The sequence below is a fragment of the Phenylobacterium sp. genome (assembly GCF_030693625.1).
Taxonomy (GTDB): Bacteria; Pseudomonadota; Alphaproteobacteria; order Caulobacterales; family Caulobacteraceae; genus Phenylobacterium; species Phenylobacterium ferrooxidans.
Genome location: NZ_JAUYAF010000021.1, coordinates 16536 through 40160, shown reverse-complemented (window position 1 = coordinate 40160; position 23625 = coordinate 16536). Strand labels below are relative to the sequence as shown.

Annotated in this window: 25 protein-coding genes; 13 read left to right on the top strand and 12 right to left on the bottom strand. The window is 68.9% G+C overall.

Annotated elements, in window-relative coordinates; genetic code table 11:
* Positions 1-13 precede the first annotated feature (13 nt).
* A complete protein-coding gene (locus tag Q8N10_RS04540) occupies positions 14-1162 on the top strand; it encodes an epoxide hydrolase family protein (RefSeq protein WP_305663870.1) in 1149 nt (382 codons plus the stop codon).
* 37 nt (positions 1163-1199) lie between these two features.
* Positions 1200-2207, top strand: a complete 1008-nt coding sequence (locus Q8N10_RS04535; RefSeq protein WP_304774513.1) for a low specificity L-threonine aldolase — start codon at positions 1200-1202, stop codon at positions 2205-2207.
* Here the strand turns inward: Q8N10_RS04535 and Q8N10_RS04530 are convergent.
* From Q8N10_RS04530 to Q8N10_RS04510, 5 genes are all read right to left on the bottom strand, one after another.
* Entirely contained in the window at positions 2204-3901 is a 1698-nt protein-coding gene (locus tag Q8N10_RS04530; RefSeq protein ID WP_304774511.1) for an alpha/beta fold hydrolase, read from the bottom strand. The genes Q8N10_RS04535 and Q8N10_RS04530 overlap by 4 nt on opposite strands.
* A 71-nt stretch (positions 3902-3972) precedes the next feature.
* Positions 3973-4968 (bottom strand): NAD(P)H-dependent flavin oxidoreductase, encoded by a 996-nt coding sequence (locus Q8N10_RS04525; protein ID WP_371133895.1) that lies wholly within the window; start codon positions 4966-4968, stop codon positions 3973-3975.
* Positions 4969-5018: 50 nt separating this feature from the next.
* A complete protein-coding gene (locus Q8N10_RS04520; protein ID WP_304774509.1) occupies positions 5019-5930 on the bottom strand; it encodes a hypothetical protein in 912 nt (303 codons plus the stop codon).
* A 15-nt stretch (positions 5931-5945) separates the two neighbouring features.
* Positions 5946-6326 carry a lysozyme inhibitor LprI family protein gene (locus Q8N10_RS04515; protein ID WP_304774507.1) on the bottom strand — a complete coding sequence of 127 codons (381 nt, stop codon included), beginning with the start codon at positions 6324-6326 and terminating at the stop codon, positions 5946-5948.
* On the bottom strand, positions 6323-7285 hold the full coding sequence (locus Q8N10_RS04510; protein ID WP_304774505.1) for an acetyl-CoA carboxylase carboxyltransferase subunit alpha: 963 nt from the start codon (positions 7283-7285) through the stop codon (positions 6323-6325). The genes Q8N10_RS04515 and Q8N10_RS04510 overlap by 4 nt, the downstream gene beginning before the upstream one ends.
* A gap of 139 nt (positions 7286-7424) precedes the next feature.
* On the opposite strand from Q8N10_RS04510, the gene Q8N10_RS04505 reads away from it, so the two are divergent.
* The 4 genes from Q8N10_RS04505 (at position 7425) to Q8N10_RS04490 (ending at position 10816) form a co-directional block, all read left to right on the top strand.
* A complete protein-coding gene (locus Q8N10_RS04505) occupies positions 7425-7979 on the top strand; it encodes an SRPBCC family protein (RefSeq protein ID WP_304774503.1) in 555 nt (184 codons plus the stop codon).
* Positions 7976-8911 carry a methyltransferase gene (locus tag Q8N10_RS04500; RefSeq protein ID WP_304774502.1) on the top strand — a complete coding sequence of 312 codons (936 nt, stop codon included), beginning with the start codon at positions 7976-7978 and terminating at the stop codon, positions 8909-8911. The genes Q8N10_RS04505 and Q8N10_RS04500 overlap by 4 nt, the downstream gene beginning before the upstream one ends.
* Before the next feature lie 61 nt (positions 8912-8972).
* Positions 8973-9950, top strand: a complete 978-nt coding sequence (locus Q8N10_RS04495) for a hypothetical protein (protein ID WP_304774500.1) — start codon at positions 8973-8975, stop codon at positions 9948-9950.
* Positions 9951-10081: 131 nt separating this feature from the next.
* Positions 10082-10816, top strand: coding sequence for a glycine zipper 2TM domain-containing protein (locus Q8N10_RS04490; RefSeq protein WP_304774498.1), 735 nt, complete (start codon positions 10082-10084; stop codon positions 10814-10816).
* Positions 10817-10883: 67 nt separating this feature from the next.
* On the opposite strand, the gene Q8N10_RS04485 is transcribed toward Q8N10_RS04490, so the two are convergent.
* Both Q8N10_RS04485 and Q8N10_RS04480 read right to left on the bottom strand, forming a co-directional pair.
* The gene (locus tag Q8N10_RS04485; RefSeq protein WP_304774496.1) at positions 10884-11798 is read right to left on the bottom strand and encodes a site-specific tyrosine recombinase XerD; all 915 of its coding nucleotides are present in this window, start codon (positions 11796-11798) and stop codon (positions 10884-10886) included.
* Entirely contained in the window at positions 11795-13105 is a 1311-nt protein-coding gene (locus Q8N10_RS04480) for a hypothetical protein (RefSeq protein ID WP_304774494.1), read from the bottom strand. The genes Q8N10_RS04485 and Q8N10_RS04480 overlap by 4 nt, the downstream gene beginning before the upstream one ends.
* 68 nt (positions 13106-13173) lie before the next feature.
* Here Q8N10_RS04480 and Q8N10_RS04475 point away from each other — a divergent pair, with 68 nt between their 5' ends.
* The 5 genes from Q8N10_RS04475 to Q8N10_RS04455 all read left to right on the top strand — a co-directional run bounded on the left by Q8N10_RS04475 (position 13174) and on the right by Q8N10_RS04455 (position 16842).
* Positions 13174-13731, top strand: coding sequence for a shikimate kinase (locus tag Q8N10_RS04475; protein WP_304774492.1), 558 nt, complete (start codon positions 13174-13176; stop codon positions 13729-13731).
* Positions 13728-14843 (top strand): 3-dehydroquinate synthase, encoded by a 1116-nt coding sequence (aroB, locus tag Q8N10_RS04470; protein ID WP_304774491.1) that lies wholly within the window; start codon positions 13728-13730, stop codon positions 14841-14843. Before Q8N10_RS04475 ends, aroB begins: the two co-directional genes overlap by 4 nt.
* Positions 14840-16141: an HlyC/CorC family transporter gene (locus Q8N10_RS04465; RefSeq protein WP_304774490.1), complete on the top strand. Its 1302-nt coding sequence runs from the start codon at positions 14840-14842 to the stop codon at positions 16139-16141. The genes aroB and Q8N10_RS04465 overlap by 4 nt, the downstream gene beginning before the upstream one ends.
* A 173-nt stretch (positions 16142-16314) precedes the next feature.
* Entirely contained in the window at positions 16315-16689 is a 375-nt protein-coding gene (locus Q8N10_RS04460; RefSeq protein ID WP_304774488.1) for a response regulator, read from the top strand.
* A gap of 3 nt (positions 16690-16692) precedes the next feature.
* Positions 16693-16842, top strand: a complete 150-nt coding sequence (locus Q8N10_RS04455) for a hypothetical protein (RefSeq protein ID WP_304774486.1) — start codon at positions 16693-16695, stop codon at positions 16840-16842.
* 19 nt (positions 16843-16861) lie between these two features.
* Here Q8N10_RS04455 and Q8N10_RS04450 read toward each other — a convergent pair whose 3' ends face one another.
* The 4 genes from Q8N10_RS04450 to Q8N10_RS04435 are packed head-to-tail and all read right to left on the bottom strand — an operon-like array spanning position 16862 to position 20907.
* Positions 16862-19126 carry a xanthine dehydrogenase family protein molybdopterin-binding subunit gene (locus Q8N10_RS04450; RefSeq protein WP_304774484.1) on the bottom strand — a complete coding sequence of 755 codons (2265 nt, stop codon included), beginning with the start codon at positions 19124-19126 and terminating at the stop codon, positions 16862-16864.
* Entirely contained in the window at positions 19123-20076 is a 954-nt protein-coding gene (locus Q8N10_RS04445) for a xanthine dehydrogenase family protein subunit M (protein WP_304774482.1), read from the bottom strand. Before Q8N10_RS04445 ends, Q8N10_RS04450 begins: the two co-directional genes overlap by 4 nt.
* Complete coding sequence (locus tag Q8N10_RS04440) at positions 20073-20579, bottom strand: 2Fe-2S iron-sulfur cluster-binding protein (protein ID WP_304774480.1); 507 nt, start codon at positions 20577-20579, stop codon at positions 20073-20075. Before Q8N10_RS04440 ends, Q8N10_RS04445 begins: the two co-directional genes overlap by 4 nt.
* A 55-nt stretch (positions 20580-20634) precedes the next feature.
* Positions 20635-20907, bottom strand: a complete 273-nt coding sequence (locus tag Q8N10_RS04435; protein ID WP_304774698.1) for a BolA family transcriptional regulator — start codon at positions 20905-20907, stop codon at positions 20635-20637.
* A 52-nt stretch (positions 20908-20959) separates the two neighbouring features.
* Here Q8N10_RS04435 and Q8N10_RS04430 point away from each other — a divergent pair, with 52 nt between their 5' ends.
* On the top strand, positions 20960-21613 hold the full coding sequence (locus Q8N10_RS04430) for a J domain-containing protein (RefSeq protein ID WP_304774479.1): 654 nt from the start codon (positions 20960-20962) through the stop codon (positions 21611-21613).
* A 19-nt stretch (positions 21614-21632) separates the two neighbouring features.
* Here Q8N10_RS04430 and Q8N10_RS04425 read toward each other — a convergent pair whose 3' ends face one another.
* A complete protein-coding gene (locus Q8N10_RS04425; RefSeq protein WP_304774477.1) occupies positions 21633-22505 on the bottom strand; it encodes a TauD/TfdA family dioxygenase in 873 nt (290 codons plus the stop codon).
* Between the two features lie 100 nt (positions 22506-22605).
* Between Q8N10_RS04425 and cobS the strand changes: the two genes are divergently transcribed.
* Positions 22606-23610, top strand: coding sequence for a cobaltochelatase subunit CobS (gene cobS, locus Q8N10_RS04420; RefSeq protein ID WP_304774475.1), 1005 nt, complete (start codon positions 22606-22608; stop codon positions 23608-23610).
* The last annotated feature ends 15 nt before the right edge of the window (positions 23611-23625 follow it).

Sequence of the window (23625 nt, the reverse complement as noted above, 5' to 3'; positions counted from 1 at the left end):
CAGGGAGCGCGCCGTGAGCCAGGTTCAGCCGTTTGAGGTTCAGTGGGACGAGGCCCGGGTGGCCGATGTCCTGGGCAAGGTCGCCGCCTATGCGTGGCCGCCGATCCCTGAGGTTCCCGATGGCTGGGCCTATGGCTGCGACGGCGCCTGGCTGAAGAGCCTCTGCGACCATTGGACGGGCGCCTATGACTGGCGCGCCGCCATGGCCGACCTCAACCGCTTCCCGCAGTTCACCGCCAAGGTCGAGGATTTCGACATCCACTTCCTGCATGTGGTGGGCGAGGCCAAGGGCAAGCGGCCGCTGATCGTCACCCACGGCTGGCCGGGATCGCACTACGAGTTCTGGCAGGTCATCGAGAAGCTGGCTTTCCCCAGCCGCTTCGGCGGCCAGGCCGCCGACGCCTTCGACCTGGTGATCCCCTCCCTCCCCGGCTTCGGCTTTTCGTCAAAGCCAACCCGGCCCATCGGCCAGCGCACCACCGCGCGGCTGTTCAACACCCTGATGACGCAGGTGTTGGGCTATCCGAGCTACATCGCCCAGGGCGGCGACTGGGGGGCGATGGTGACCTCCTGGCTCGGACACGACCACGGCCAGACCGTGCGCGCCATCCACCTGAACATGATGGCCTTTCGCCCCTTCGGCGGTCCACAGACCCCCGACGAGATCGGCTGGCTCACCCGGCAGGGCGCCATGATGGACGTCATGGGCGCCTATTTCCGCCTACAGGCCTCCAAGCCCCAGTCCCTGGCCTGGATGGGGGCGGGCAACCCCGTGGGCCAGGCCGCCTGGATCGCCGAGCGCTTCCACGACTGGTCCGACCTGCGGGCGAAGCCCCTGGACGCGGTCCACCCCAAGGACCGCCTGCTGACCAACATCATGATCTATGTGATGACCGGCAGCTTCGCGACGGGCGCCTGGTACTATCGTGGCCTGCTGGAGGAAGGCGGGATCGCCTTCAAGGAAGGCGAGCGCTGCGAAACCCCGACCGCCTTCGCCAACTTCCCCGGCGAGCCGCTCTATACCGCCCCGCCCCGCACCTGGGCCGACCGCGCCTACAACATCACCCGCTGGACCGAGATGCCCCGCGGCGGGCACTTCGCGGCCATGGAGGAGCCCGACCTGTTCGTCGCCGACGTGCGGGACTGGGGAAAGGGCGTCTAGCTCTTTTCAACGGCTGGCGATCGGTTCTATTCGGCGGATGGCCCGATACGACTTCGCATCCGACAACACCGCCCCCGCCACGCCCGAGGCGATGAACGCCCTGGTGGCCGCCAATGCCGGCGTCACCTCCGGCTACGGCTCCGACCCCATCACCAAGGCCGGCGCCGACGCGGTCCGCGCCCTGCTGGACGCCGACGCCAGCGTGCGGTTCGTGGCGTCGGGGACGGCCGCCAACGCCATATCCCTGGCCACCCTCTGCCAGCCCTTCGAGGGCGTGCTGTGTCACCAGCATTCCCACATCGCCACCGACGAGACAGGCGCGCCGGGCTTCTTCGGCCATGGCCTGGGGATGATCACCCTCCCAGGGGACTCGGGACGCATTGATCCTGGGAGCCTGGTGGGGCCGCTGGCCGCTCCCGACCAACCGCACTGGCAGGCGCCGGCGGCGCTCTCGGTCACCAACGCCACGGAGTACGGCACGGTCTATTCCGTCGCCGAGTTGAAGGCCCTGATCGATCCGGTGAAGGCCAAGGGCTACCGCGTCCACCTCGACGGGGCGCGGCTGGCCAATGCGGCGGCGGCGGGCTTTGACCTCAAGGCCATCAGGACCCTGGGGGTCGACATCCTGGTGGTGGGGGGGGCCAAATCGGGCATGACGCCGTCCGAGGCCGTGGTGATCTTCGACCCCGTCCTGGCCCACCGCTTCGACGCGCGGCTGAAGCAGTCGGGGCAACTGCCGTCCAAGGGCCGCTTCTACGCCGCACCCTTCATCGGCATGCTGGAGGACGGCGCCTTCGTCCGCCACGCCGCCCACGCCAACGCCATGGCCAAGCGTCTGGCCGCCCTCATGCCCTTCCCCATCGCCCACCCTGTGGAGGCCAATGCGGTCTTCGTGGAGATGGACGAGCCGACCCTGCAGCGGCTGCACGCCGCCGGCTGGTTCGTCTACCGGTTCATCGATGGCTCGGTGCGCTTCATGTGCTCGTGGGCCACCACCTCCGAGGTGGTGGATGAATTGGGCGTGGTGCTCCAGTCGATCCGCTAGCGGGCCAGCCAGCCCAGGACTTCGGGCCAATGCTTGTGGGGCAGGAAGTGGCCGGCGTCCGGGAAGGTGCGGAGGCTCTCCTGGCGGTCGTTCAGCCAGACCGTGACATCGGCGGCGGTGTTCATGGGGTCCTGCTCGCCATGCCATACGGTGATGGGGGCCGACAGGCGCGACAGGTCCAGGGTCGGGCTGCGGGCCGAACACTTTATCTCGTCGGCGATGCCCCGGCTGGTGAGGGCCAGCGACTCCGAAATGTAGTCGACGATAAATTCCAGCACGCCGGGATGGGTGCGCAGATAGGCCGCGTCGCCGGGCGCGGAGGCGGCCGCCCGGACGAACTTTTCCAGCTGCTTGCGGGTCAGCTGCAGCCGCATCATCGCGAAGACCATGTCGGCCAGCCAGGCGTTGCGCAGGATGCGGCGGCGGAACAGCACCACCGCGTGGCCCTTGTCCCGCTCGGTTTCCAACGTCTGGCCTGAAGGCCGCGCCGAGGCCAGCAGCACCCGGCTGGCGATCGGCCCCAGTTCGCGCGCGGCCACCAGGGCGAAGGGCGCGCCGGACATGAAGGCCGCCACCTGCACCTCGGCCAGGCCCTGGTCACGGCAGAGGTCGGCGAAGTCGCGCCCCACCGCCTCATAGCTGTAGTCGGTCCGGATGTCGGACCGACCCGCGCCCGGCCGGTCGGGACAGAGCAGGCGCAGTCCGAGGTCGCGGGCCAGGGCGTCGGTGCCGCGGGGCATGATGCTGCACCCCAGGCCCTGGTGGACCACCAGCACGGCCTTGCCCTTCGGATCCCCATAGGCGCGCCAGGCCAGGCGGCGGCCATCGGGGAGGGCCAGGAACCGGATCGGCGGCGAGGTCTCCAAGGCGCCCCGTTCGGTGGCGGCGATGGGCGGTCCCAGCAGGCCCCGCCCCGAGCTCTCCTGGAAGGAGGTGGCCAGGGAGCCGAGCTGGGTCAGGGTGCGGATCAGCTCGCTCTGTCGCGACAGACCCACCTTCTCGAAGATGGCGCGGAGCTGGTTGCGGACGGTGTTGAAGCTGACGTTCAGCTCCACCGCCGCTTCCTTCAGGGTCAGGCCGTCCTTCAGGCGGGCCGCCAGGCGGGTCTCGGCGGGGGTGAGCCCGAAGCTCTCGCGCAGGTTGGCCCAGAGCCGGTCGGTGGCCTCGACGGCCGGGAAGACGACGGCGCAGGCCCCCTCCCCCAGGGTCACGGCCCCGGCCAGGCCGGCGGCGAGCGCGGCGGGCAGGCCGCTGGCGGGAACCACATAGGCGAAGTGAGGCGCCTCGTCGTCGGCCTGGCTGAACTTGACGATGACCTGGCGGCCCTGGGTGCCACGCAGGCGATGACGGGCCTGGTCGAGGGCCTCGTGGTTGGCGGGATTGAAGAACCGCAGGCCCTGGGCTTCGATCACCCCAAGGCGCTGATGGAAGACGGCCTCGCCGGCCGCGTTCCAGGCGCTGGCCCCGCCGGCGGCGTTGATCAGCACGACGCCCACCTGGGCGGCCTCCCCCCGATCGCCAGCGAGCACGGCGAGGCGCGCGGCGCCTTCGGCCTCGGGGGGCGCATCGCTCGCCTCAACGTCCAGGGCCTGGACGATCTGCTCCCATTTGTCTGGCTCGGCGGCGATGGCGTACATCGTCTCGATCACCATCGAGACATTGGCCTTGGCCTTGGGAGTCAGGTCGGGCGGCACGGCGGGTGTCGTCTCTGGGCTCGGGGGATCCCCAAGCTTACACGACTCCCGCCCTCAGCAACCCCGCGTTGTCAGGCGCCCGCCATCTGCTTGCCACTGACGAAGCGGGCCAGACGCCCTGAGATCAATTCCTCGGCTTCGCGCACCATCCGGCTGATCAGTTCCTGGCAGGAAGGGATGTCGTGGATCAGGCCCTGGATCTGGCCTGCCGACCAGATGCCGGCGTCGTTGTCGCCCACCTCGTAGACGTTGCGGCCACGGCTGCCGGCCACCAGTTCGCGGACGTCCTCGAACTTGGCGCCCTGCTTCTCCAGCGCCACCACCTGCTGGCTGACGGCGTTGCGGGCCACCCGGCTGGTGTTGTGCATGGTGCGGAAGATCAGGTCGGTGGAGCGCTCGTCGTTGGCGACGATCTGTTCCTTGATGGCCTGGTGGATCGGGCTTTCCTTGGTGGCCATGAAGCGGGTGCCCATGTTGACGCCCTCGGCGCCCAGGGCCAGGGCCGCCACCAGGCCGCGCGCGTCGCCAAAGCCGCCCGAGGCGATCATTGGAATCTTGATCTTGTCGGCCGCGGCCGGGATCAGGATCAGGCCGGGCACGTCATCCTCGCCCGGGTGGCCGGCGCACTCGAAGCCATCGATGGAGATGGCGTCCACGCCCATGCGCTCGGCCGAGAGGCCGTGGCGGACGCTGGTGCACTTATGGACGACGATAATGCCGTGCTTCTTGAACTCGTCGACATGTTCCTGCGGCTTGTTGCCGGCGGTCTCGACGATCTTGACGCCGCTATCGATGATCGCCTGGCGGTACTCGGCGTAGGGCGGCGGGTTGATGGCCGGCAGGATGGTCAGGTTCACGCCGAAGGGCTTCTTGGTCAGGGACCGGCAGCGCTCGATCTCCTCGCGCAGCTTGTCCGGCGTAGGCTGGGTCAGGGCGGTGATGAAGCCCAGCCCGCCGGCGTTGGCGACGGCGGCCACCAGCTCGGCGCGGCCGACCCACTGCATGCCGCCCTGGACGATGGGGTGTTCGACCCCGACGAGCTCGGTGAAACGGGTCTTCAACGCCATGACGTCCTCCCAAACGGATGTTTGAGACAGTTGAAGCCCGCGACGCAGGGTCAAGCAAGCCGTTTGCGCGCGTGGACGATGTCCCTGGCATAGGCGGTGAAGCCGACGCCCGCATAGAGCGCGCGGGGCACGGGATAGCCGTCGTCGCCGCGCGGCCCCACCAGGGCGATGCGCCCCCCCACGGCCCTCAGCGCGTGAAGCGCGGCCAGGCAGACGGCTTGTCCCAGGCCCAGGCGGCGGAAGTCGGCGTCCGTGCCCACCGGCTCGAAAAGGCCCGCGCCATGGACCTCGTCCAGCCAGAGACAGGCGTTGGCGGCCAGCCGGCCGTCGGGCGCCTCGATCACCCAGTCTAGGTCGGGGCGGTAGGGCCAGGCCGCCATCACCTGCCGATAGCTCTCCCCCGTGACGCGGGAGCGGCCGGGCGGATCAGCCTCACGGCCGGCGATCCGGCTCCAGGCGTTGCGATGGGCCAGGGCCCGGCGCTCGGGATCCCCGACCTGCGCCATCGAAAGCGCGTGGAAGCCGCCCGGCAGGACCACTGGCGGCAGGTCGTCGAGGGTCCGGGACATACGCAGGGCGAAGGGGTGCTCCTCGCCGAGCGCGCGATAGCCGCGGCCAGCCAGCCGGGCCACGCCGTCCGGGTCATTGTCGAGAGCCACCGTCGTTAGGTCGCCGGTCGCCGTGGCCTCGAACCAGGCGAAGACATCATCAAACAGGTCGGCGCGCGCCGGGTCGATCTGGAAGTAGAGATGACCGCCATCCTGGATCCAACCCCAGGCGCGGACCGTGTCGCCCTCCAGCCAAAGCCGCGTCGGCCATTCGGGATCGCGCCCGACATGCTCGAACCGTTCCCAGGCCAGGTTGCCGATGTGAAAGGGGCTCCGCTCCGACCAGACGCGCTGGGTCAGGCCCTGCATGGCGCGCAGGTCCGAAGGGCCGGCATAGTCGCGGAAGGGGGGCATGCTCACCCTCTCCGGTCAGCGGTCCGGGTAGCTGGCCAGTTCGTCGGCGCGTTCGATGGTGCGCTCAAGGACACACATGTTGGCGCTAACCCGCGAAAGGGTCCCCCAGGCGTCGTCCTGCAGGGATCGGCAATCGGCGTCCTTGAAGGCCAGCCAGGCGCGCTGGGCGGCGCGCAGCTTGGCCTTCTGCTCCGGGGTGAGGTCCTTCATGGCCTTGGCGTAGTTCCGGTTCAGGCGCGCATCCTGCACCTTGAGCTCGTCGCCGATGCACTGGATCTGGCCGATGGTGGTGGCGCCGGCCTCCGAGGCCAGACAGCGGTCGAGAGCCGACTCCGGGGCGGCCTGCGCGGCCGCCGGGGCCAGCAGCAGCGCGACGACCAGCAGGCCCGTCCTCATTGCAGGCCGCTCCGGCCGATGGCGTAGAAGCGCTCGGCCCGCTGCTTCTTGAGTTCCGGGGCGGTCATCTTGGTCAGGATCGCCAGTTCCTCCTCCACCGCGTCGCCCACCGAGGCGATGGTGGCTTCGGGATCGGAGTGCGCGCCGCCCGCGGGCTCTGCGATGATCCGGTCGACGATCTTCATGCCGATCAGGTCCTGGGCGGTGATCTTCAGGGCCTTGGCGGCTTCCTCGGCGGTGCGCGCGCCGCGCCACAGGATCGAGTTGGCGCCCTCGGGCGGGATCACGGTGTAGATGGCGTGCTCGAGCATCAGGACACGGTTGCCGCAGGCGGTGCCGATGGCGCCGCCGGAGCCGCCCTCGCCGGTGACCACGGCCACCATGGGCACGGCCAGCATCAGGGATTTCTCAGTGGCGCGCGCGATGGCTTCGGCGACGCCGCGCTCCTCGGAGCCGACGCCGGGATAGGCCGCCGCGGTGTCCACGAAGCTGATCACGGGCAGGTGGAAGCGCTCGGCCATCTCCAACAGGCGGATGGCCTTGCGGTAGCCCTCCGGCCGGGCGTAGCCGAAATTGTGCTTCACGCGGGTGACGGTGTCGCGGCCCTTCTCGTTGCCCAGGACCACCACCGGCTGGCCGCGGAAGCGGCCCAGGCCGCCCATGATCGCCTGGTCGTCGGCGAACTTGCGGTCGCCGCGCAGCTCCACGAACTCATCGATCAGTCCGGCGCAGTAGTCCACGAAATGGGGACGGTCCGGATGTCGGGCCACCAGGGTTTTCTGCCAGGCGTCGAGCTTGGAATAGGCCTCGCGGCGCAGGGTCTGGGCGCGGGTCCGCAGCACCTCGATCTCACCGTCCATCGCCCCGGACCCGGTGGTCTCCGACAGCTTGGAGAGCTCCTCGATCTTGGCTTCGAGGTCGGCGATGGGACGCTCGAACTCGAGATAGTGCGCGACCATGCGGGGACTCTTCCTTCCGTTGGCGGAAGCGCCGGAAACTAGGCGGGAACCCGCAGCCTAACAAGTACGTGGCGTCGCGCCAGTTCCGTGGCTTAGCTATCTGTCGGGAACGAAATCATCCGTCGGGACCTCACCGAGCATGAAGCCTGTCCTCGTCCTCGCACTTGTCGCCCTCGCAGGCCCTTCTTTCGCCGCCGGGCGATTCGAAGCCGCCCCCACCGTCTCGGCGCAGGCGGAGGGCGGATCGGCCGGTGTGATACGCGCGGCCATGGACATCGCCGCCCCGCCCGCCGTGGTCTGGAAGGTGTTGAGCGACTGCGCCAACGCCGCGCGCTACATGCCCAAGCTACTCAGTTGCAAGACCCTGGAGCGCGACCCGGCCGGCAAGTGGGACGTCCGCGAGCACCGGCTGGAGGGCAACGCGTTCAAGCCGGTGATGCGAAACGTGTTCCGCACCACCCTGGAGCCGCCGCACCGCCTGGCGTTCCGCCGCACCGGCGGCGACTGGAAGCGCTCCGACGGCGAATGGCGGCTCACCGCCATACCCGGTGGGACCCACGTGACCTATGAACTGCACGTGGCTGTCGATGCGCCCGTCCCCGCGAGCCTGGTGCGCGGGGCGGTGGCCAAAGGCATGCCCGCCTCCATGCGCGCCCTGCGCAAGGAAGCGCTCGCCCAGGCGCAACGCTCATGACCGGTGAAGACGAAGCCCTGGTCGCCCTGTTGGCGGCGCTGAAGGCCCGGGACTACCAGTTCGTCACCCCCACCAACGACACCCACCGGCTGGTGTCCTGGCGGCTGTTCCAGGGAACACGCCACACCCTGCGGGACATCTTCGGGTGGAGCCGGCCATTCCGCGACGGCGACCTGGAGGTGGAAATCCTCGCCCTGATGCGCGAGGCCGGAATCCTGGTCGAGCGCGGGCGGCGTCTCTCCAGCGCCCTGCGGGTCTCCAGCCTCGGTGAAGACCTCTTCCTCCACTCGGCCTATCCGCCCAGGGCGAGGGACGCGGTGTTCTTCGGGCCCGACAGCTACCGCTACGCCGACTTCGTCCGTCAGGAATTGGGACACGCCAACCGGATCGTCGATATTGGCGCGGGCTCCGGGGTCGGCGGGATCGTGGCGGCGCGAGTCTGTCCCCAGGCCGCCATCGTGCTGGCCGACATCAATCCTGCGGCCCTTCGTCTGGCGCGAATCAACGCCGCCGCCGCCGTGGTCAGCGTGGAGGTCATCGAGAGCAACGGGCTTTCCAAGGTCACCGGGGCCATGGACGTGGCCATCGCCAATCCGCCCTACATCCTGGGCTCGGGCGGCCGCACCTATCGCGACGGCGGCGATCTGCTTGGCGCGCGGCTGTCGCTGGACTGGGCCAAGGCCGCCATGGACCGGCTGCCGGCGGGAGGGCGGCTGCTGCTCTACACCGGCAGCGCCATCGTCGACGGGCGCGACCGGCTGAAGGCGGAGCTGGAAGCCATCGCCTCCGGAAGAGGCGCCCAGCTGCGCTACCGCGAGATCGACCCCGACGTCTTCGGGTCCACGCTGATGCACCCGGCGTACCGGCGCGTCGACCGCATCGCGGCCGTCGGCGCCGTACTGGAGAAGCCTGGAAGCGCTCTACCAGCTTGAGCATGGCGGCAGACGGGTTCACTCTGGGATCGCCCGGTTTCCTTCAGGCCCTGAGGCGTCCATGAGCGAACTGCACACCCCAGCGCCGGACGGGTTCCTGCCTGGCCTTCCCCCAGGGGGCGGTTGGCTCACAGACTTCGAGTTCCATGATGGCGGCCTCACGGTCCACAAGACCGGGACTCAGATCCGCCTCGACGCCACCCTGATCGGCGAATGCCTCATCTGGTTCGGCTATCACATCCTTGTCCGGGCCAGATCCTGGGCTCTGGCGGCCACGCGGGGGCCGGGCCCGGCCATCTGGTTAACGCCGGACCGGCCGCGGCCGTGGTATCTGATCTGGGCGGCCATGGCCTGGAGCGGTTGCCGCATGGCCAAGACGCCCAAGGAAGCCGACGCCTGTTTCTGCTTCGAGGACGCCACCTGGGGCCAGCGCGCCCTGCCCACCCACGAGCGGGCTTTCAACTTCACCTGTCTGGACGTCTCCAAGAGCCACGTCGCCGCCGTGTTCGAGGAGGTGTTCGGCTATCCCCTGGCCATCGACCCCGAGATCTACGTCGGGGACGCGGTCGAGAAGGGCGAGCTGAATGGCGTGCATGACGGACGCATCATCGCCTGCCCGCATCCACGCCTGCCCGGCAAGACCTACCAGCGGCTGGTGGACACCGCCGTGGGGCCCTTCATCCACGACCTGCGAACCCCCTGCGTCGGCGGCAAGCCCGTCGTCGTCTGGATCAAGCGCAAGCCGGCGGACAATCGTTTTTCCATCCACAATCTCGCGGTCACCCGCGTCGATCCCGCGGAGATATACAGCGCCGAGGAGTTGGCCTTGATCGCGGCCTTCGCCGCGCGCATGGGCCTGGACTGGGGCGGACTGGACATCCTGCGCGACCAGCCCAGCGGCCGCATCTACATCGTCGACGTCAACAAGACCGATGTGGGGCCGGTGATCGCCTTGAGCTTGAGAGACAAGCTGAAGTCCACCGACGCCCTGGCCAAGGCGCTGATCGCGTTGCTGAAAGCCGACCCGCGCAAGGGCTGAGCGCAATCGAACAATGTTCGTGCAACCCCGGTCCAAGCTCCACGTTAGGTTCTCCGAGGTCGCAAGGACCCCATTGTTCACGAGACCGCCCGGACGGGATCGGTCCGTCGTTAGTTCCAGGAGAACTCACCATGAAGACGCTTAAGACCGCCTTGGTGGCGACGGCGATGCTGGCCACGGCCGCCCCCGCCTTCGCCCAGTATCAACCGACTCAGCAATACCAGCGCGACATGCGCAGCTACGAGCAGGAGCAGGCCGACTATCAGGCGAAGCTGGCCGACTACGAACGCGCCCGCGCCGACTATGACGCCCGACGCGACCGCTACGAGCGCGACCGCGCCCGCTATGATGCGCGCTACGGCTACGGCGCCTACGCCCGCAGCTACGGCCCGGCCCCGGCCTGGGGTTCGACCGACGCTAACCGCTATGGCCGCGACACCACCTATGCCGGCTCCGGCTATGCCGACCCCTGCGGGCCCTATAAAAACAACAACAACCAGGTGGCCGGCGGCCTGATCGGCGCCCTTGCCGGCGCGGCCCTTGGCTCCAACATCGCCGCGCGCAATGCCCGGACCGAGGGCGCGGTGCTCGGCGCCGTCGTCGGCGGCGCCCTGGGCGCCAGCATCGGCAAGCAGGCCGGCAAGTCCAAGTGCGATCAGGCCGGCTATTACTACAACTACGCCGAGACCAAGCCCTATCGCGAGAGCCGCTATGACCGCGGTCAGCGCACCGGCCAGTACGACTACAGCTACTACAACCGTCAGCGCTGCCGCCTGGCCCTGGCGCCGACGGACGATTACGGGAATGAAGTGCGCTACGTCCGCGTCTGCCCCGACCGCCAGGGCCGCTATCGGATCACCGGCTGACCCCCAGCCTGATCTGAGGTCCTGAGGAAGCCGTCCGCTCACGCGGGCGGCCTTTCTCGTTCCCGGCTCAGCTCTTGCGGGACAGCGGGTGCTTGCTGGCGACCACCTGGGCCAGGCGATCTCCGGCCACGTGGGTGTAGATCTGGGTGGTGGCGATGTCGGCGTGGCCCAGCAGTTTCTGCACCACCCGCAGATCAGCGCCGCCCTCCAGCAGGTGGGTGGCGAAGGCGTGCCGCAGCACGTGGGGGCTGACGCGCGCGGGATCGATCCCGGCGTCAGCGGCGGCCTCGTCCAGCAGCTGGGCGAACCGTCGCGGGGTCATGCGGCCGGCCTTGCCGCGGGACGGGAACAGCCAGGGATTGGCGAGGTCTCCCTTGGGCAGGAAGGTTTTTCGGACCTCCAGATAGGCCTTCACCGCTGTCCGCGCGGCGTTGTTCAGCGGCGCGAGGCGATCCTTGCCACCCTTGCCGGTGACCATCAGATAGGCTGGATCGCGGGCCAGCGCGGCCAGCGGCAGGGCCGTCAGCTCGGAGATCCGCAGGCCCGAGGCGTAGATCAGCTCCACCACGCAGCCGATCCGCAATCCCTGGGCACCGTCCTTGGCCGAGGCCGCAGCGATGATGGCGTCCACCTCGTCGCGGCTCAGCACCTTGGGCAAGGGCCGGCCGCGCTTGGGGGCGTCCACCCGGCGGGAAGGGTCATCCGCGCGCCAGCCCTCGCCCAGCACGAACCGGTAGAACTGGCGGACGGCGGCGCGGCGGCGCGAGGCGGTGGCGGGCGACAGGCCGCGCGCGCCCAGGGCCGCGAAATAGGCCTCGATATCCTCGGCGCTGGCGTCGCCCAGGTCCCGGCCCCGGCCGGCCAGATAGCCGGAAGCGTCGGCCAGGTCCTTGCCATAGGCGGTGATGGTGTTCTTGGCCGCCGCTCGCTCGACAGCCATCATCTCGAGGAAGGCCTCGGCCCAACCCGACGAGGCGCTCATCGGAGCCCCAGCAGGCCTTCGACAGCGAAGGCGCGGGCGTCGTCCTCAAGACCGGCGGCCCTGAGCGCCCGAATGATCCTCGCCCGGTCTCCGGCGGCGGGCCCGGCGGCTCCCGCGTCGGCGGAAATCCACAGGGCCAGCAAGGCGGTCTCGCCCTGGAGCTTTTCCACCCCGGCGGCGTCGAGGGCGAAGGCGCGAGCGGCGGGCGCCTTGGTCTCGCCCGCCGTGAAGCCCGCGAACTGGCCGCGGGCCTGGGGGCTCATCGAACCGCCAAGCGCCGCCAGGATCAGCGCCCCCTGCTGCGCGCGGATCCGGGTCTTGGCGTCTGCGGTCGCGCCGCGCTCGATCAGGCGGTCGAGCGTCTGGGGATCGGCCCTGCCGGAGGCGGCGGCCAGCAGGGCGTCCAGCAGGGCGAGATCTGTGATGGTGGCGCCGGGAATGGTGTCGGAGGTGAGGCTGGCGCGCAGGGTCTGGGCTGTTCCGAGGTCGCCGCCGGCCAGCGCCGCCATGGCGGCCTTTACCGGCCCAGGGCCGCCTTCGATGGTCCAGGTCGCCGAGCCCGAGGGACTGGCGGCCAGGGCCGCGGCGACGGCGGGCGCGGACGGGCCGGTCACCGCAAGACCCAGGTCCCGGGTCAGGGCGTAGTCGAGGCCGTTGCGCAGGGAGGGTTCGCCTGGATCGCCAGCGCCGGCCAGCTTGGCGCCCATCAGCCGGCCATAGACCGGGTCGCGGCTCTGGGCCTGGGCCAGGTCGAAGGTGAGCTGGGCGGCGCCGGAGTTCCCGGACTTGAGCTGGCAATAGGCGCGAAGGCGGAGCCAGTAGACCTCTTCGCGCCCCGCCACGAGGCGGTCGGAGATCGCGCAGGCGCCCTCGGCGTCGCCAGACAGCAGGGCCGCTTCGGCGCCGGCCTGGGCCAGGACCGGGTTCTGTTCCAGACCCGCGGTGCGCGAAAGGATGGCGGCGGCGTCCTTCACGCCCCCCTGGGCGATCAGGGCGCTGATGCGAGCCCCCGCCACGCCGGCGTCCTGCCCCGCGCCTTCCGGGCCCGAGCCGCCCGTGGCCAGGACGCGGCGCGTCAAGGCCTGAGCCGCTGGGGAAAGCGGCTTGGCGGCCAGCAGCGGCAGCACCGTGCGGGCCGTCTGCCCCGAGGCGCCGCGCCAGAGTTCCGCGGTCAGGCCGGTCTCCCGCGCCCCCGTCGAGAAAAAGTCGGGCGCCGCCAGGGGCGCGACCTGGACCTCCTGCGCGAGGGCGGGTGTGGAGAGGGCGAGGGCGGTCAGGACCGCCAGGGAAGTGCTTCGACCGGACATGGTCTTATCCTAACTCACAGCGCGGGCATTGGCGCGGGGGGTCGCCCTGATGTAGACCTGCGCCGTTCATGGACCGTTACAAACCGCTACGCGCCCGCACCATCACCCTCGTCGGCCTGATGGGGGTCGGCAAATCCAGCGTGGGCCGCCGTCTGGCCAACGCTCTGGAGCTGCCGTTCCGCGACGCCGACACCGAGGTGGAGGCCGCCGCGGGCCGCTCAATCCCTGACATCTTCGCCGATCTGGGGGAGCCCGCCTTCCGCGAGGGCGAGCGTCGGGTGATCGCGCGGCTGCTGGACGAGCCGCCCCACGTGCTGGCCACCGGCGGCGGGGCCTTCATGAACGACGAGACCCGCGCCCTGATCAAGGCGCGCTCGCTCTCGGTCTGGCTGAAGGCCGACCTTGAAGTCCTGGCCCGGCGGGTGTCGCGCAAGGACAACCGCCCGCTCATCACCGGCCGCGATCCGATGGACGTGCTGAAGGAGCAGGCGGCCCTGCGCTATCCCATCTATGAGCTGGCCGACGTCATGGTGGAGACCGGCGACGCCGCCCACCACGTCACCGTCGACCAGGTGATCCAGGCCCTTCTGGCCCATCTCGCCAAGACCGAGGAACCTCCCCAGTGAGCCCGCGCATCGTCCCTGTCGGCCTGGGCGACCGTTCCTACGAGGTGGTGATCGGGCGGGGGCTGCTGGACGAGGCGGGAACCCGGATCGCGCCCTTCCTGAAAAACCGGCGCGTCGCCATCGTCAGCGATGAAACCGTCTGGGCCCTGCACGGGGCCCGCCTGACGGCGTCGCTCACGGGGGCTGGCATCACCTGCCCGGCGATCGTCGTGCCGCCAGGCGAACAGACCAAGAGCTTCGACGGCCTGGCCGACCTTTCGGACCGCCTGCTGGCCCTGGAGCTCGACCGTGGCGACCTGATCGTGGCCTTCGGCGGCGGCGTGGTGGGCGACCTCGCCGGCTTCGCCGCGGCCATCTACAAGCGCGGCATCGACTTCGTGCAGATCCCCACCACCCTGCTGGCCCAGGTGGACTCATCGGTCGGCGGCAAGACCGCCATCGACACACCGCGTGGAAAGAACCTGGTGGGCGCCTTCCATCAGCCGCGTCTGGTGCTGGCCGACCTAGACGTACTCGGCACCCTCACCGACCGCGACATGCGCGCGGGCTATGCCGAGGTGATCAAGTACGGCCTGCTCGGCGACTTCACCTTCTTCGAGTGGCTGGAGGCCAACGCCGCCGCCGTCCTCGCCCGCGAACCCGCCGCCCTTTCCCATGCCGTCGCGCGCTCGGTGGAGATGAAGGCGGAGATCGTCATCGAGGACGAGAAGGAGGCGGGTCGACGCGCCCTGCTCAATCTCGGCCACACCTTTGGCCACGCCCTGGAGGCCGAGACCGGCTACGGCGAGGCCCTGCTGCACGGGGAGGCGGTGGCCGCCGGCTGCGCCATCGCCTTCCGCTTCTCCGCCTCACAGGGCCTTTGCTCGACTCAGGACGCGGTGCGCGCCGAGGCCGCCATCGCCGCCGCCGGCCTTCCCACCCGAATGGACGCCGTGGCGAAAACCCCCTTCGCAGCCGAAGCCCTGGTCCGCCACATGGGCCAGGACAAGAAGGCCCAGGGCGGCAAGCTGACCTTCATCCTGGCCCGCGCGCTCGGTGACACCTTCGTCGCCAAGGACGTGAGCGCCCAGGCCGTGCGCGATTTCCTGGTGTCTGAAGGAGCTCGACCGTGAGCGTCATCGCGATCCTCGCGGGTCTCGCCCCCATCCTCGTCGCCCTGCTGAGCCTGTCAGGGCTGATCTCGGCGGCGGAGACCTCGATGACGGCGGCCAGCCGCGGCCGGATGCACCAGCTTGAGCGCGAAGGCGACCGCGCGGCCCGGCGCATCAACATCATGATGGCCGATCAGGAGAAGATGATCGGGGCCATCCTGCTCTCCAACAACGTCATCAATATCGGCGCCTCGGCCCTGACGACGCTCGCCCTCTCGGCGGCCTTCCCAGGCGCGCTGGGGGCCCTGATCGCCACCGGAATCATGACGGTTCTGATCGTCATCTTCAGCGAGATCCTGCCCAAGTCCCTGGCCATCGCCCGCGCCGACGACGTCGCCCGCGCTCTGTCGATCCCCACCTATTGGGTGGTGCGCATCTTTGGCCCCCTCGCCAACGGCGCCCAGTGGGTGGTGCGCCAGACCCTGCGGCCCTTCGGTATCAAGCTCTCCATGGAGACCGACGTCCTGGCGGCCCACGAGGAGATCCGCGGGGCGGTGGAGTACCACCACTCCGAGGGACTGGTGGAGGAACGCGACCGCCGGATGCTGGGCGGCGTGCTCGACCTCTCGGACATGGACGTCAGCGAGGTGATGGTACACCGCATGTCGATCTCGATGATCGACGCCGATCTGTCGCCGGCCGAGGTGGTGACCGCCATGCTGGAGAGCGCCCACACGCGCGTGCCGCTCTATCGCGGCGACGCCGAGAACATCGTCGGCGTGCTGCACGCCAAGGACCTGTTGCAGGCCCTGGCCAACTCCGGCGGCAAGATCGACAAGCTGGCCATCGACGACATCCTGCGCGAGCCGTGGTTCATCCCCGACACCACCAACCTCAAGGACCAGCTCAACGCCTTCCTGAAGCGCCAGAGCCACTTCGCCCTGGTGGTGGACGAGTACGGGGCCTTGCAGGGTCTGGTGACGCTGGAGGACATCCTCGAGGAGATCGTCGGCGAGATCGACGACGAGCACGACAGCGCCATCCAGGGCGTGCGCAAACAGGCCGACGGCTCGGTGGTGGTGGACGGCTCGGTGACGATCCGCGACCTGAACCGCGCCATGGACTGGGACATGCCGGACGACGACGCCGTCACCGTGGCCGGCCTGGTGATCCATGAGGCCCAGACCATCCCGAAGATCGGCCAGACCTTCATCTTCCATCGTCACCGGTTCCAGGTGGTCAAGCGGGTCCGCAACCAGATCACCACCCTGCGGGTGTCGGCTCCCCTCGACGCCAACACGTCGGCTTCTGAAGCTTAGAGTCCGACGATGGAACCGAACGGTCGGTCAGCGGTTTTAGAGAGTCGCGGAGCGAGGGGACCGGGCGCAGTGATGAGCAGTATGGACGCGGCAGGTCGCGTGCGACTTGGCTATAGTCAGCCGAGTCCGTGGTGGCCTATGGATAGGCTCATGAACCTGCTGGAGCCTTGGCAATGAGCGTCCCCGATCTCGCCGGCCTACGGGTCCTCGTTGTTGAAGACGAGATGATGGTCTCGATGCTGATCGAAGACATGCTCACCGATCTCGGCTGCATCGTCGTCGGCCCCGCCGCGCGATTGGACGAGGCCATCGCCCTGGCCGAGCGTGAACAGATCGACTGCGCCGTGCTGGATGTGAACCTCGGCGGCCAGCCGATCTTTCCGCTCGCCGACATCCTGAGGGCCAAGGGCGCGCCCTTCGCCTTCGCCACCGGCTACGGCGACGCCGGCCTGCGTGACGTCGACAAGGGATCTCTGGTCCTGCAGAAGCCGTTCCGGGAAACCGACCTGGCCCGCATCCTGGGCGAACTGCGCGCCAAGGTCGGCTAGCCCATGGCGCGCTGGGCCGGCATCTTCCTGGCGGTCATGGTGGCCGCGGCGGTCGCCGGCTTCCTGATCGACGCCGTGCGGGTGATCGCCGGCATCCTGTTCCTGGGCTGCGCCGCGGCCCTGGCGGTCACCTATCTCAAGCGAAACAAGTGACCGCCTAGGCTGAGGGCCGCTAGAGGCCCTTGGCCATCAGGCCTTCCAGCACCTTGTCCGGCGTCATGGGGAAGTCGCGCAGGCGAACCCCGCAGGCGTTGTAGATGGCGTTGGCCACCGCCGCGCCGGCCCCGCAGATGCCAAGCTCGCCGACGCCCTTGATCCCCATCGGATTGGCCTTGTCATCGGCCTCCTCCAGGAAGATGGCGTCCAGGTCGACAATGTCGGCGTGGCTGGGGACCAGGTAGCCGGCCATGTCCTGGTTGATGAAGGATCCGTAGCGGTTATCCACGACATTGCCCTCGGTCAGGGCCGTGCCCACGCCCCAGATCATGCCGCCCGTCACCTGGCTCTTGGCGGTCTTGGCGTTGAGGATGCGGCCGGCGGCGAACACCCCGAACATCCTGCGCATCCGGACCTCGCCGGTGACGGTGTCCACGCCCACCTCGGCGAAGTGGCCGCCGTAGGTATGCTGGGAATAGTCGCGGGCGTCGGCGGCCGGACTGATGGCGCCCTCCACATAGACCCCGTCGGGCGCGGCGCGGCTGACCAGGGTCGCCAGGCTTTCCGAGCGGTTCTCGATGGCGATGTTGCCGTTGCCGAAGGTGACGTAGGTGGGATCACCGCCGTAGAGCGGCGAATTCGGGTCCCCGATGGCGAGCTCGGCCAGGGCCCGGCGGAGGTTCATATTGGCCTCGAAGGCCGCCGAACCGGCGGTGGCCGCGCCGAACTGGCCGCCGGAGCCGGGCGCCGGAGGGAACTCAGAATCGCCTAGCTCGACCTTCACCTCGTCCATGGTCACGCCCATGGTCTCGGCGGTGATCTGGGCCAGGATCGTATAGGTCCCGGTGCCGATGTCGGTCATGCCCTGGCGCAGGGTGATGACACCGGTCCCATCGATCCGGACGCCCGCCTTGGCCGGCAGCAGGAAGTTGCCGCGGATGGCGGCGGCCATGCCCATGCCCACCAGCCAGCGGCCATCGCGGACCTGGCCGGGCTTGGGATTGCGCCTGCTCCACCCGAAGCGCTGGGCGCCTGTGTTCAGGCATTCCGTCAGTTGGCGGATCGAGAACGGCTTGCCGGTCTCCGGATCAACATCGGGCTCGTTGCGCAGGCGCAGCTCGATGGGGTCGATCCCCAGCTTCTCCGCCAGCTCGTCCATGGCGCATTCCAGGCTGAGCATGCCGGAGGCCTCGCCCGGCGCCCGCATGGGTCCGGCGTGGGGAATGTCCATCTTCACCAGCCGGTGGCCGGTGAGCCGGTTGGGCGCGGCGTAGAGGTTGCGGGAGAAGTTGGCGGCGTGCTCGACGAAGGAGGCGCTGCGGGCGCAGTGGGTGACGGCCTCCACGGCGAAGGCGTTCAGCCGTCCGTCCGGCTCCGCCCCCAGCCGCACGCGCATGCTGACGGCTGGCCGGTGGATGGTGGCCTGGAACATCTGCTGGCGGGTGTAGGTCAGCTTCACCGGCTGTCCCAGGGCGCGGGCGCCGAGCGCCGCCAGGGTCAGATCGTCATAGGCCTGGCCCTTGCCGCCGAACCCGCCGCCGATGTAGCGGGTCAGCAGGTGGACCTTCTCCGAGGGGATGGCCAGGGTCTCGGCTAGGGCGTGCTGGCCGCCCTTCACCATCTGGATCGAGGTATGGACGGTGACCTTGTCGCCCTCCCACCAGGCGGTGGTGGCGCAGGGCTCCATCTGCACGTGGTTCTGCAGGGGGCTGAAATAGGTCTCGTCGATCTGGGCCGGGGCCCTGGCGTAGGCGCCCTCGAAGTCGCCGATCAGGACGTCTTCCTCACCGTCCGGCATCTCCGCCAGGTCGAGGCTGGCCCGGAAGTCCAGAACAGCAGGCTCGGCGGCATAGCTCACCCGGATGAGGTTTGCGGCCGCCCGCGCATTTTCCCAGGTGTCGGCGGCCACAAAGGCCACCGGCTGGCCGAAGAACTCCACGCGATCACCAGCCAGGGCCGGGTTGGCTGGCCGCTGGCTGCGGGGGTTGATCCGCTCGCCCCGCCGCGCCTGCTTGGGCACGTTGAGGTGGGTCCAGACCAGCTTCACGCCCGGCGAGGCCTCGGCGGCGCTGATGTCGATGGCGGTGATCCGGCCCTTGGCGATGGTGGCGGCCAGCAGGTAGCCATAGGCTGGAGCCGAGGGCGGCTCGACCTCGTAGGCGTAGGCCGCCGTGCCGGTGACCTTCAGTTTGCCTTCGTAGCGTTCGACGCCCTTGCCGATGATCCCGCTACGGTTCTCCGTGACGGGGTTCGGGGCCGCCCAATCCTTGACCGAGCTCATGCGCCTCTCCCTTCACGTGCCTGCGCCAGGGCGTCCGCGGTCATGCGGGCCACCAGGGCGATCTTGAAGCCGTTCTTGCCGTTGTCCTGCGCGCCCGCCAATTCGGCGTGGGCGGCCTCCACCGCGCCGGCGCCGGATGCGAGCGCCGCCTCGGTCTTCTCCGCGCGCCAGGGCTTGTGGGCCACGGCGCCGAAGGCGACCTGGCTCCCCACCACCGCGACACTGGCCAGGCCACCGGCGTAGGAGGCCCGGTCGCGGGCCTTGCGATAGACCTGCCCGCCGGCCGGAGCCGGGGGAAGGACAACGGCGGTGATGAGTTCGCCCGCCGCCAGGGTGGTCTCGATATGCGGGGTGTCGCCGGGCAGGCGGTGCAGGTCGGCCACAGCCAGGGTGCGGGTGGCGCCGTCGGCGGTCATGGTCTCGAGGCTCGCGCCCAGGGCCGTCAGGGCCACGGCCATGTCGGAAGGATGGGTGGCGATGCAGGCTTCGCTGGCGCCGAAGATGGCGCTGTTGCGGTTCAGCCCGTCCAGGGCGCTGCAGCCCGACCCGGGCAGCCGCTTGTTGCAGGGCTTGGAGGGATCATAGAAATAGGCGCAGCGGGTCCGTTGCAGCAGGTTGCCGCCCGCGGTCGCCTTGTTGCGAAGTTGGCCCGACCCCCCCGAGACGATGGCCTGGGTCAGGACCGAGTAGCGGCTCCGGACGCGCGCGTCGGCGGCCAGGTGGCTGTTGGTCACCATTGAGCCGATGCGCAAGCCGCCGTCCGAGGTGTCCTCCATACCGGCCAGCGGCAGCCGGTTGACGTCCACAAGGTGGGTCGGCTGCTCGATGTCGAGCTTCATCAGGTCCAGCAGGTTGGTGCCGCCGGCCAGAAACTTGGCCCCCGGCGTCGCTGCGACGGCCTTCACGGCGGCGGCGACATCGGTGGGACGCTCGTAGGTGAAGGGCCTCATGCGACCTCTCCCGCGACGTCGCGGATCGCCGCGATGATCTGGGGATAGGCCGAGCAGCGGCAGATGTTCCCGCTCATCCGCTCGCGAATCTCGGCGTCGGTCAGCGCGATCGCGCCAGTCAGGTCCTCGCTGGCCTGGCTGGGCCAGTTCTCGGCGGCCTCCTTCAGCATCCCCACCGCCGAGCAGATCTGGCCGGGCGTGCAGTAGCCGCACTGGAAGGCGTCCTGCTCCAGGAAGGCCTGCTGCATCGGGTGGAGGTTTTCCTCCCCGCCGATGCCCTCGATGGTGGTGACCTCGTCGCCGTCGTGCATGACGGCCAGGCTGAGGCAGGAATTGATCCGCACCCCGTTCACCAGGACGGTGCAGGCGCCGCACTGCCCGTGGTCACAGCCCTTCTTGGAGCCCTTGAGGTTCAGATGCTCACGCAGGGCGTCGAGCAGGCTGGTGCGGGTGTCGAGGTCAAGCGAACGGGCTTGCCCATTTACGGTGATGGTCGTCTTCAAGCACGCCTCCCCAGCGCGGGCCGCCTTGGTCAGCGGCGCCTATTCGAAAGTCAGGTTAGTCCTCGCCGGGAGCGAGGGCTTTCACCGAAAGCGCATGCAGGGGACCCGCCAGCTCTTCGGCCAATGTCCGGTAGACCATCCGTTGCCGCGCCACCTTTGGGGCGCCCGCGAAGGCCTGGGCTTGAATAATAACGTTAAAATGGCTCTCTCCGGAGGCGCTGGCACCCGCATGTCCCGCGTGGCGGGCGGAATCGTCTTCGATTTCCAGGCGGGTTGGCGAGAACGCTTCGGTGAGCTTGTGTTGGATGGCCTCAAATATGGCGCCCATTTGGATAATCTTCAATTCTTGAAAGGGTCTCAGACCGCTTCATACTTGGGTCATGGCCGGCGCGTTTCAATACAAGCCTAAGTTCGTCGATATCCGGGTGCGCCCGCCGACCCCCGGGGAGGCCGCGCAGACCGACGACGTCTATGCGCTCAAGCCCGGGGAACGGGCTTGCGACCATCCGGGGTGCCGGGTGGCGGCGACGGCGCGCGCGCCGAAATCCCGCGACATGCTCAACGAGCACTACTGGTTCTGCCAGCCGCACGCCGCGGAATATAATCGCAACTGGAACTTCTTCGCCGGCATGAGCGAGGGCGAGATCAAGCAGCGCCAGGCCCAGAGCGCCCAGGGCGACCGTCCAACCTGGGACTTCAAGGCCGGCCGCTTCTCCCGCGAAGCCGCCGCGGCCGCCCAGGGCTTTGGCCAGGGCAAGGGCTACCGCGATCCGTTCAACCTGTTTGGCAGCGGCAATGGCGGGGCTCGGCCGGCGAATGCGCCGGAGACTCGACGCCTCGGCAAGCTGGAACGCAACGCCCTAGCCGACCTCGACCTGGACGAGAACGCCGACGGCCCGACCATCCGCGCCCGCTATATCGAGCTGGTGAAGCGCACTCACCCCGACAGCAACGGCGGGGACCGCTCGGCCGAACACAAGCTGCAGCGGGTCATCAAGGCCTACCAGCAGCTGCGCAAGGCGAAGATGGCGTAGCCGCCGGAAGACGTTCGCGTCAGACCGGCTTGTCGCCCGCCACCGTCGTGCGGTGCATCAGGCGCAGGTGGCCGTCGTAGCCGCCCTCGGCCAGATGGACCGTGCAGCGGTTGTCCCACATCAGCAGCATGTTTGGCCGCCACTTGTGGCGATAGATGAACCGGTCCTGGGTGATGTGCCCGAACAGGAAAGCCAGGATGGCCTGGGCCTCCTTGGCCTCGAAGCCCTCGATGGCGACGGTGTAGACCGGGCTGACGAACAGCGCCTTGCGGCCGGTGACGGGGTGGGTGCGAACCAGGGGATGGGTCAGGCTCTGGTCGGCCTCCTCGGAGACGATGATCGCCATGGTCCGCTTCTCGGTCTCGCGGGCGAAGACGCCCTTGGTCCCGTAGGCGCGGCCGGCGGAGTGGACCGCCTTCATCGGAGCCAGCATAGCCTTCATGGCCGGTGACAGGGCGTCATAGGCGCTGGCGCAGTCGGCGAAGAGGGTGTCGCCCCCCACGGGCGGCGTCACCTTGGAATGCAGCAGGGTGGCGGCGGGTGGTTTCTCCTGGAAGCTCCAGTCGGAATGCCAGCCGGCGCCGAAGTTCGTCGCCTTCTCGTCGGGCTCGCGGCGCAGCTCCAGGACGTTGGGGTGTCCGGGCATGGGGGCGATGAACGGGTCGATCCCGAACTTTCCCATCTGCAGGGTGAAGGCCTCCAGCTCATGCAGGCTGAGCGGCTGATCGGGGAAGCTCACCACCGAATGGCGGGCCCAGGCGGCGCGGATTTCCTCGCGGGCCTCTGGGGAAAGCGGGCGTGACAGGTCGACGCCGACGATCTCGGCGCCGAAGCCTTCTTCGGATGCGAAGACCTGGATTGCGCGATAGGACCGCGGGGCTTGCTTCAACATGGGTGGACGCTCCCTTCGTCATTCCGGTATGGGTCGCAGGGACTGCCCCCATCAAACACACGTTTGCTTCGCATGCGTAAGCCTGTAATCGAACCGGACCATGACCTCGTTCGCTGAAAATCAAGACGACAAGCTCCTCACCCTGGTCCCGGACAAGAAGGTCTCGGTCCGCGAAGCCTTTGGGGTGGATATCGACATGACCGTGCCCGCGTTCAGCGAGCGCGACAGTCACGTGCCGGACCTCGATCCGTCCTACAAGTTCGATCCGGAGACCACCCGGGCGATCTGCGCCGGCTTCGCCTTCGACCGCCGGGTGATGGTCCAGGGCTACCACGGCACGGGCAAGTCGACCCACATCGAGCAGGTGGCCGCCCGCCTCAACTGGCCGCTGATCCGGGTGAACCTGGACAGCCACGTCAGCCGCATCGACCTGGTGGGCAAGGACGCCATCGTCCTGAAGGACGGCAAGCAGATCACCGAATTCCGCGAGGGCATCCTGCCCTGGGCGATCCAGCGGCCCGTGGCCCTGGTGTTCGACGAATACGACGCCGGCCGCCCGGACGTGATGTTCGTGATCCAGCGCATTCTGGAAGCCCAGGGCAAGCTGACCCTGCTGGACCAGAACCGCGTGATCCGGCCCAACCCGTTCTTCCGCCTGTTCTCCACGACCAACACCATCGGCCTGGGCGACACGACGGGGCTCTATCACGGCACTCAGCAGATCAACCAAGGCCAGATGGACCGCTGGTCGATCGTGACCACGCTGAACTATCTGGCCCACGACGTGGAAGCCGAGATCGTGCTGTCCAAGGCGCCGCACTACAACAACACCGAGGGCAAGCGCACGATCAGCGCCATGGTCCGGGTCGCCGACATGACCCGTAACGCCTTCATGAACGGCGACATCTCCACGGTCATGAGCCCGCGGACCGTGATCACCTGGGCGCAGAACACCGAGATCTTCGGCGGCGACATTGCGCTCGGCTTCCGGATGACCTTCCTGAACAAGTGCGATGAGTTGGAGCGTGGCACCGTCGCCGAGTTCTTCCAGCGCGCCTTCGGTCAGGACCTGCCGGAATCCACGGCGCGGGTGCGGGTGGCCTAGAGCCAACCCCGCAGC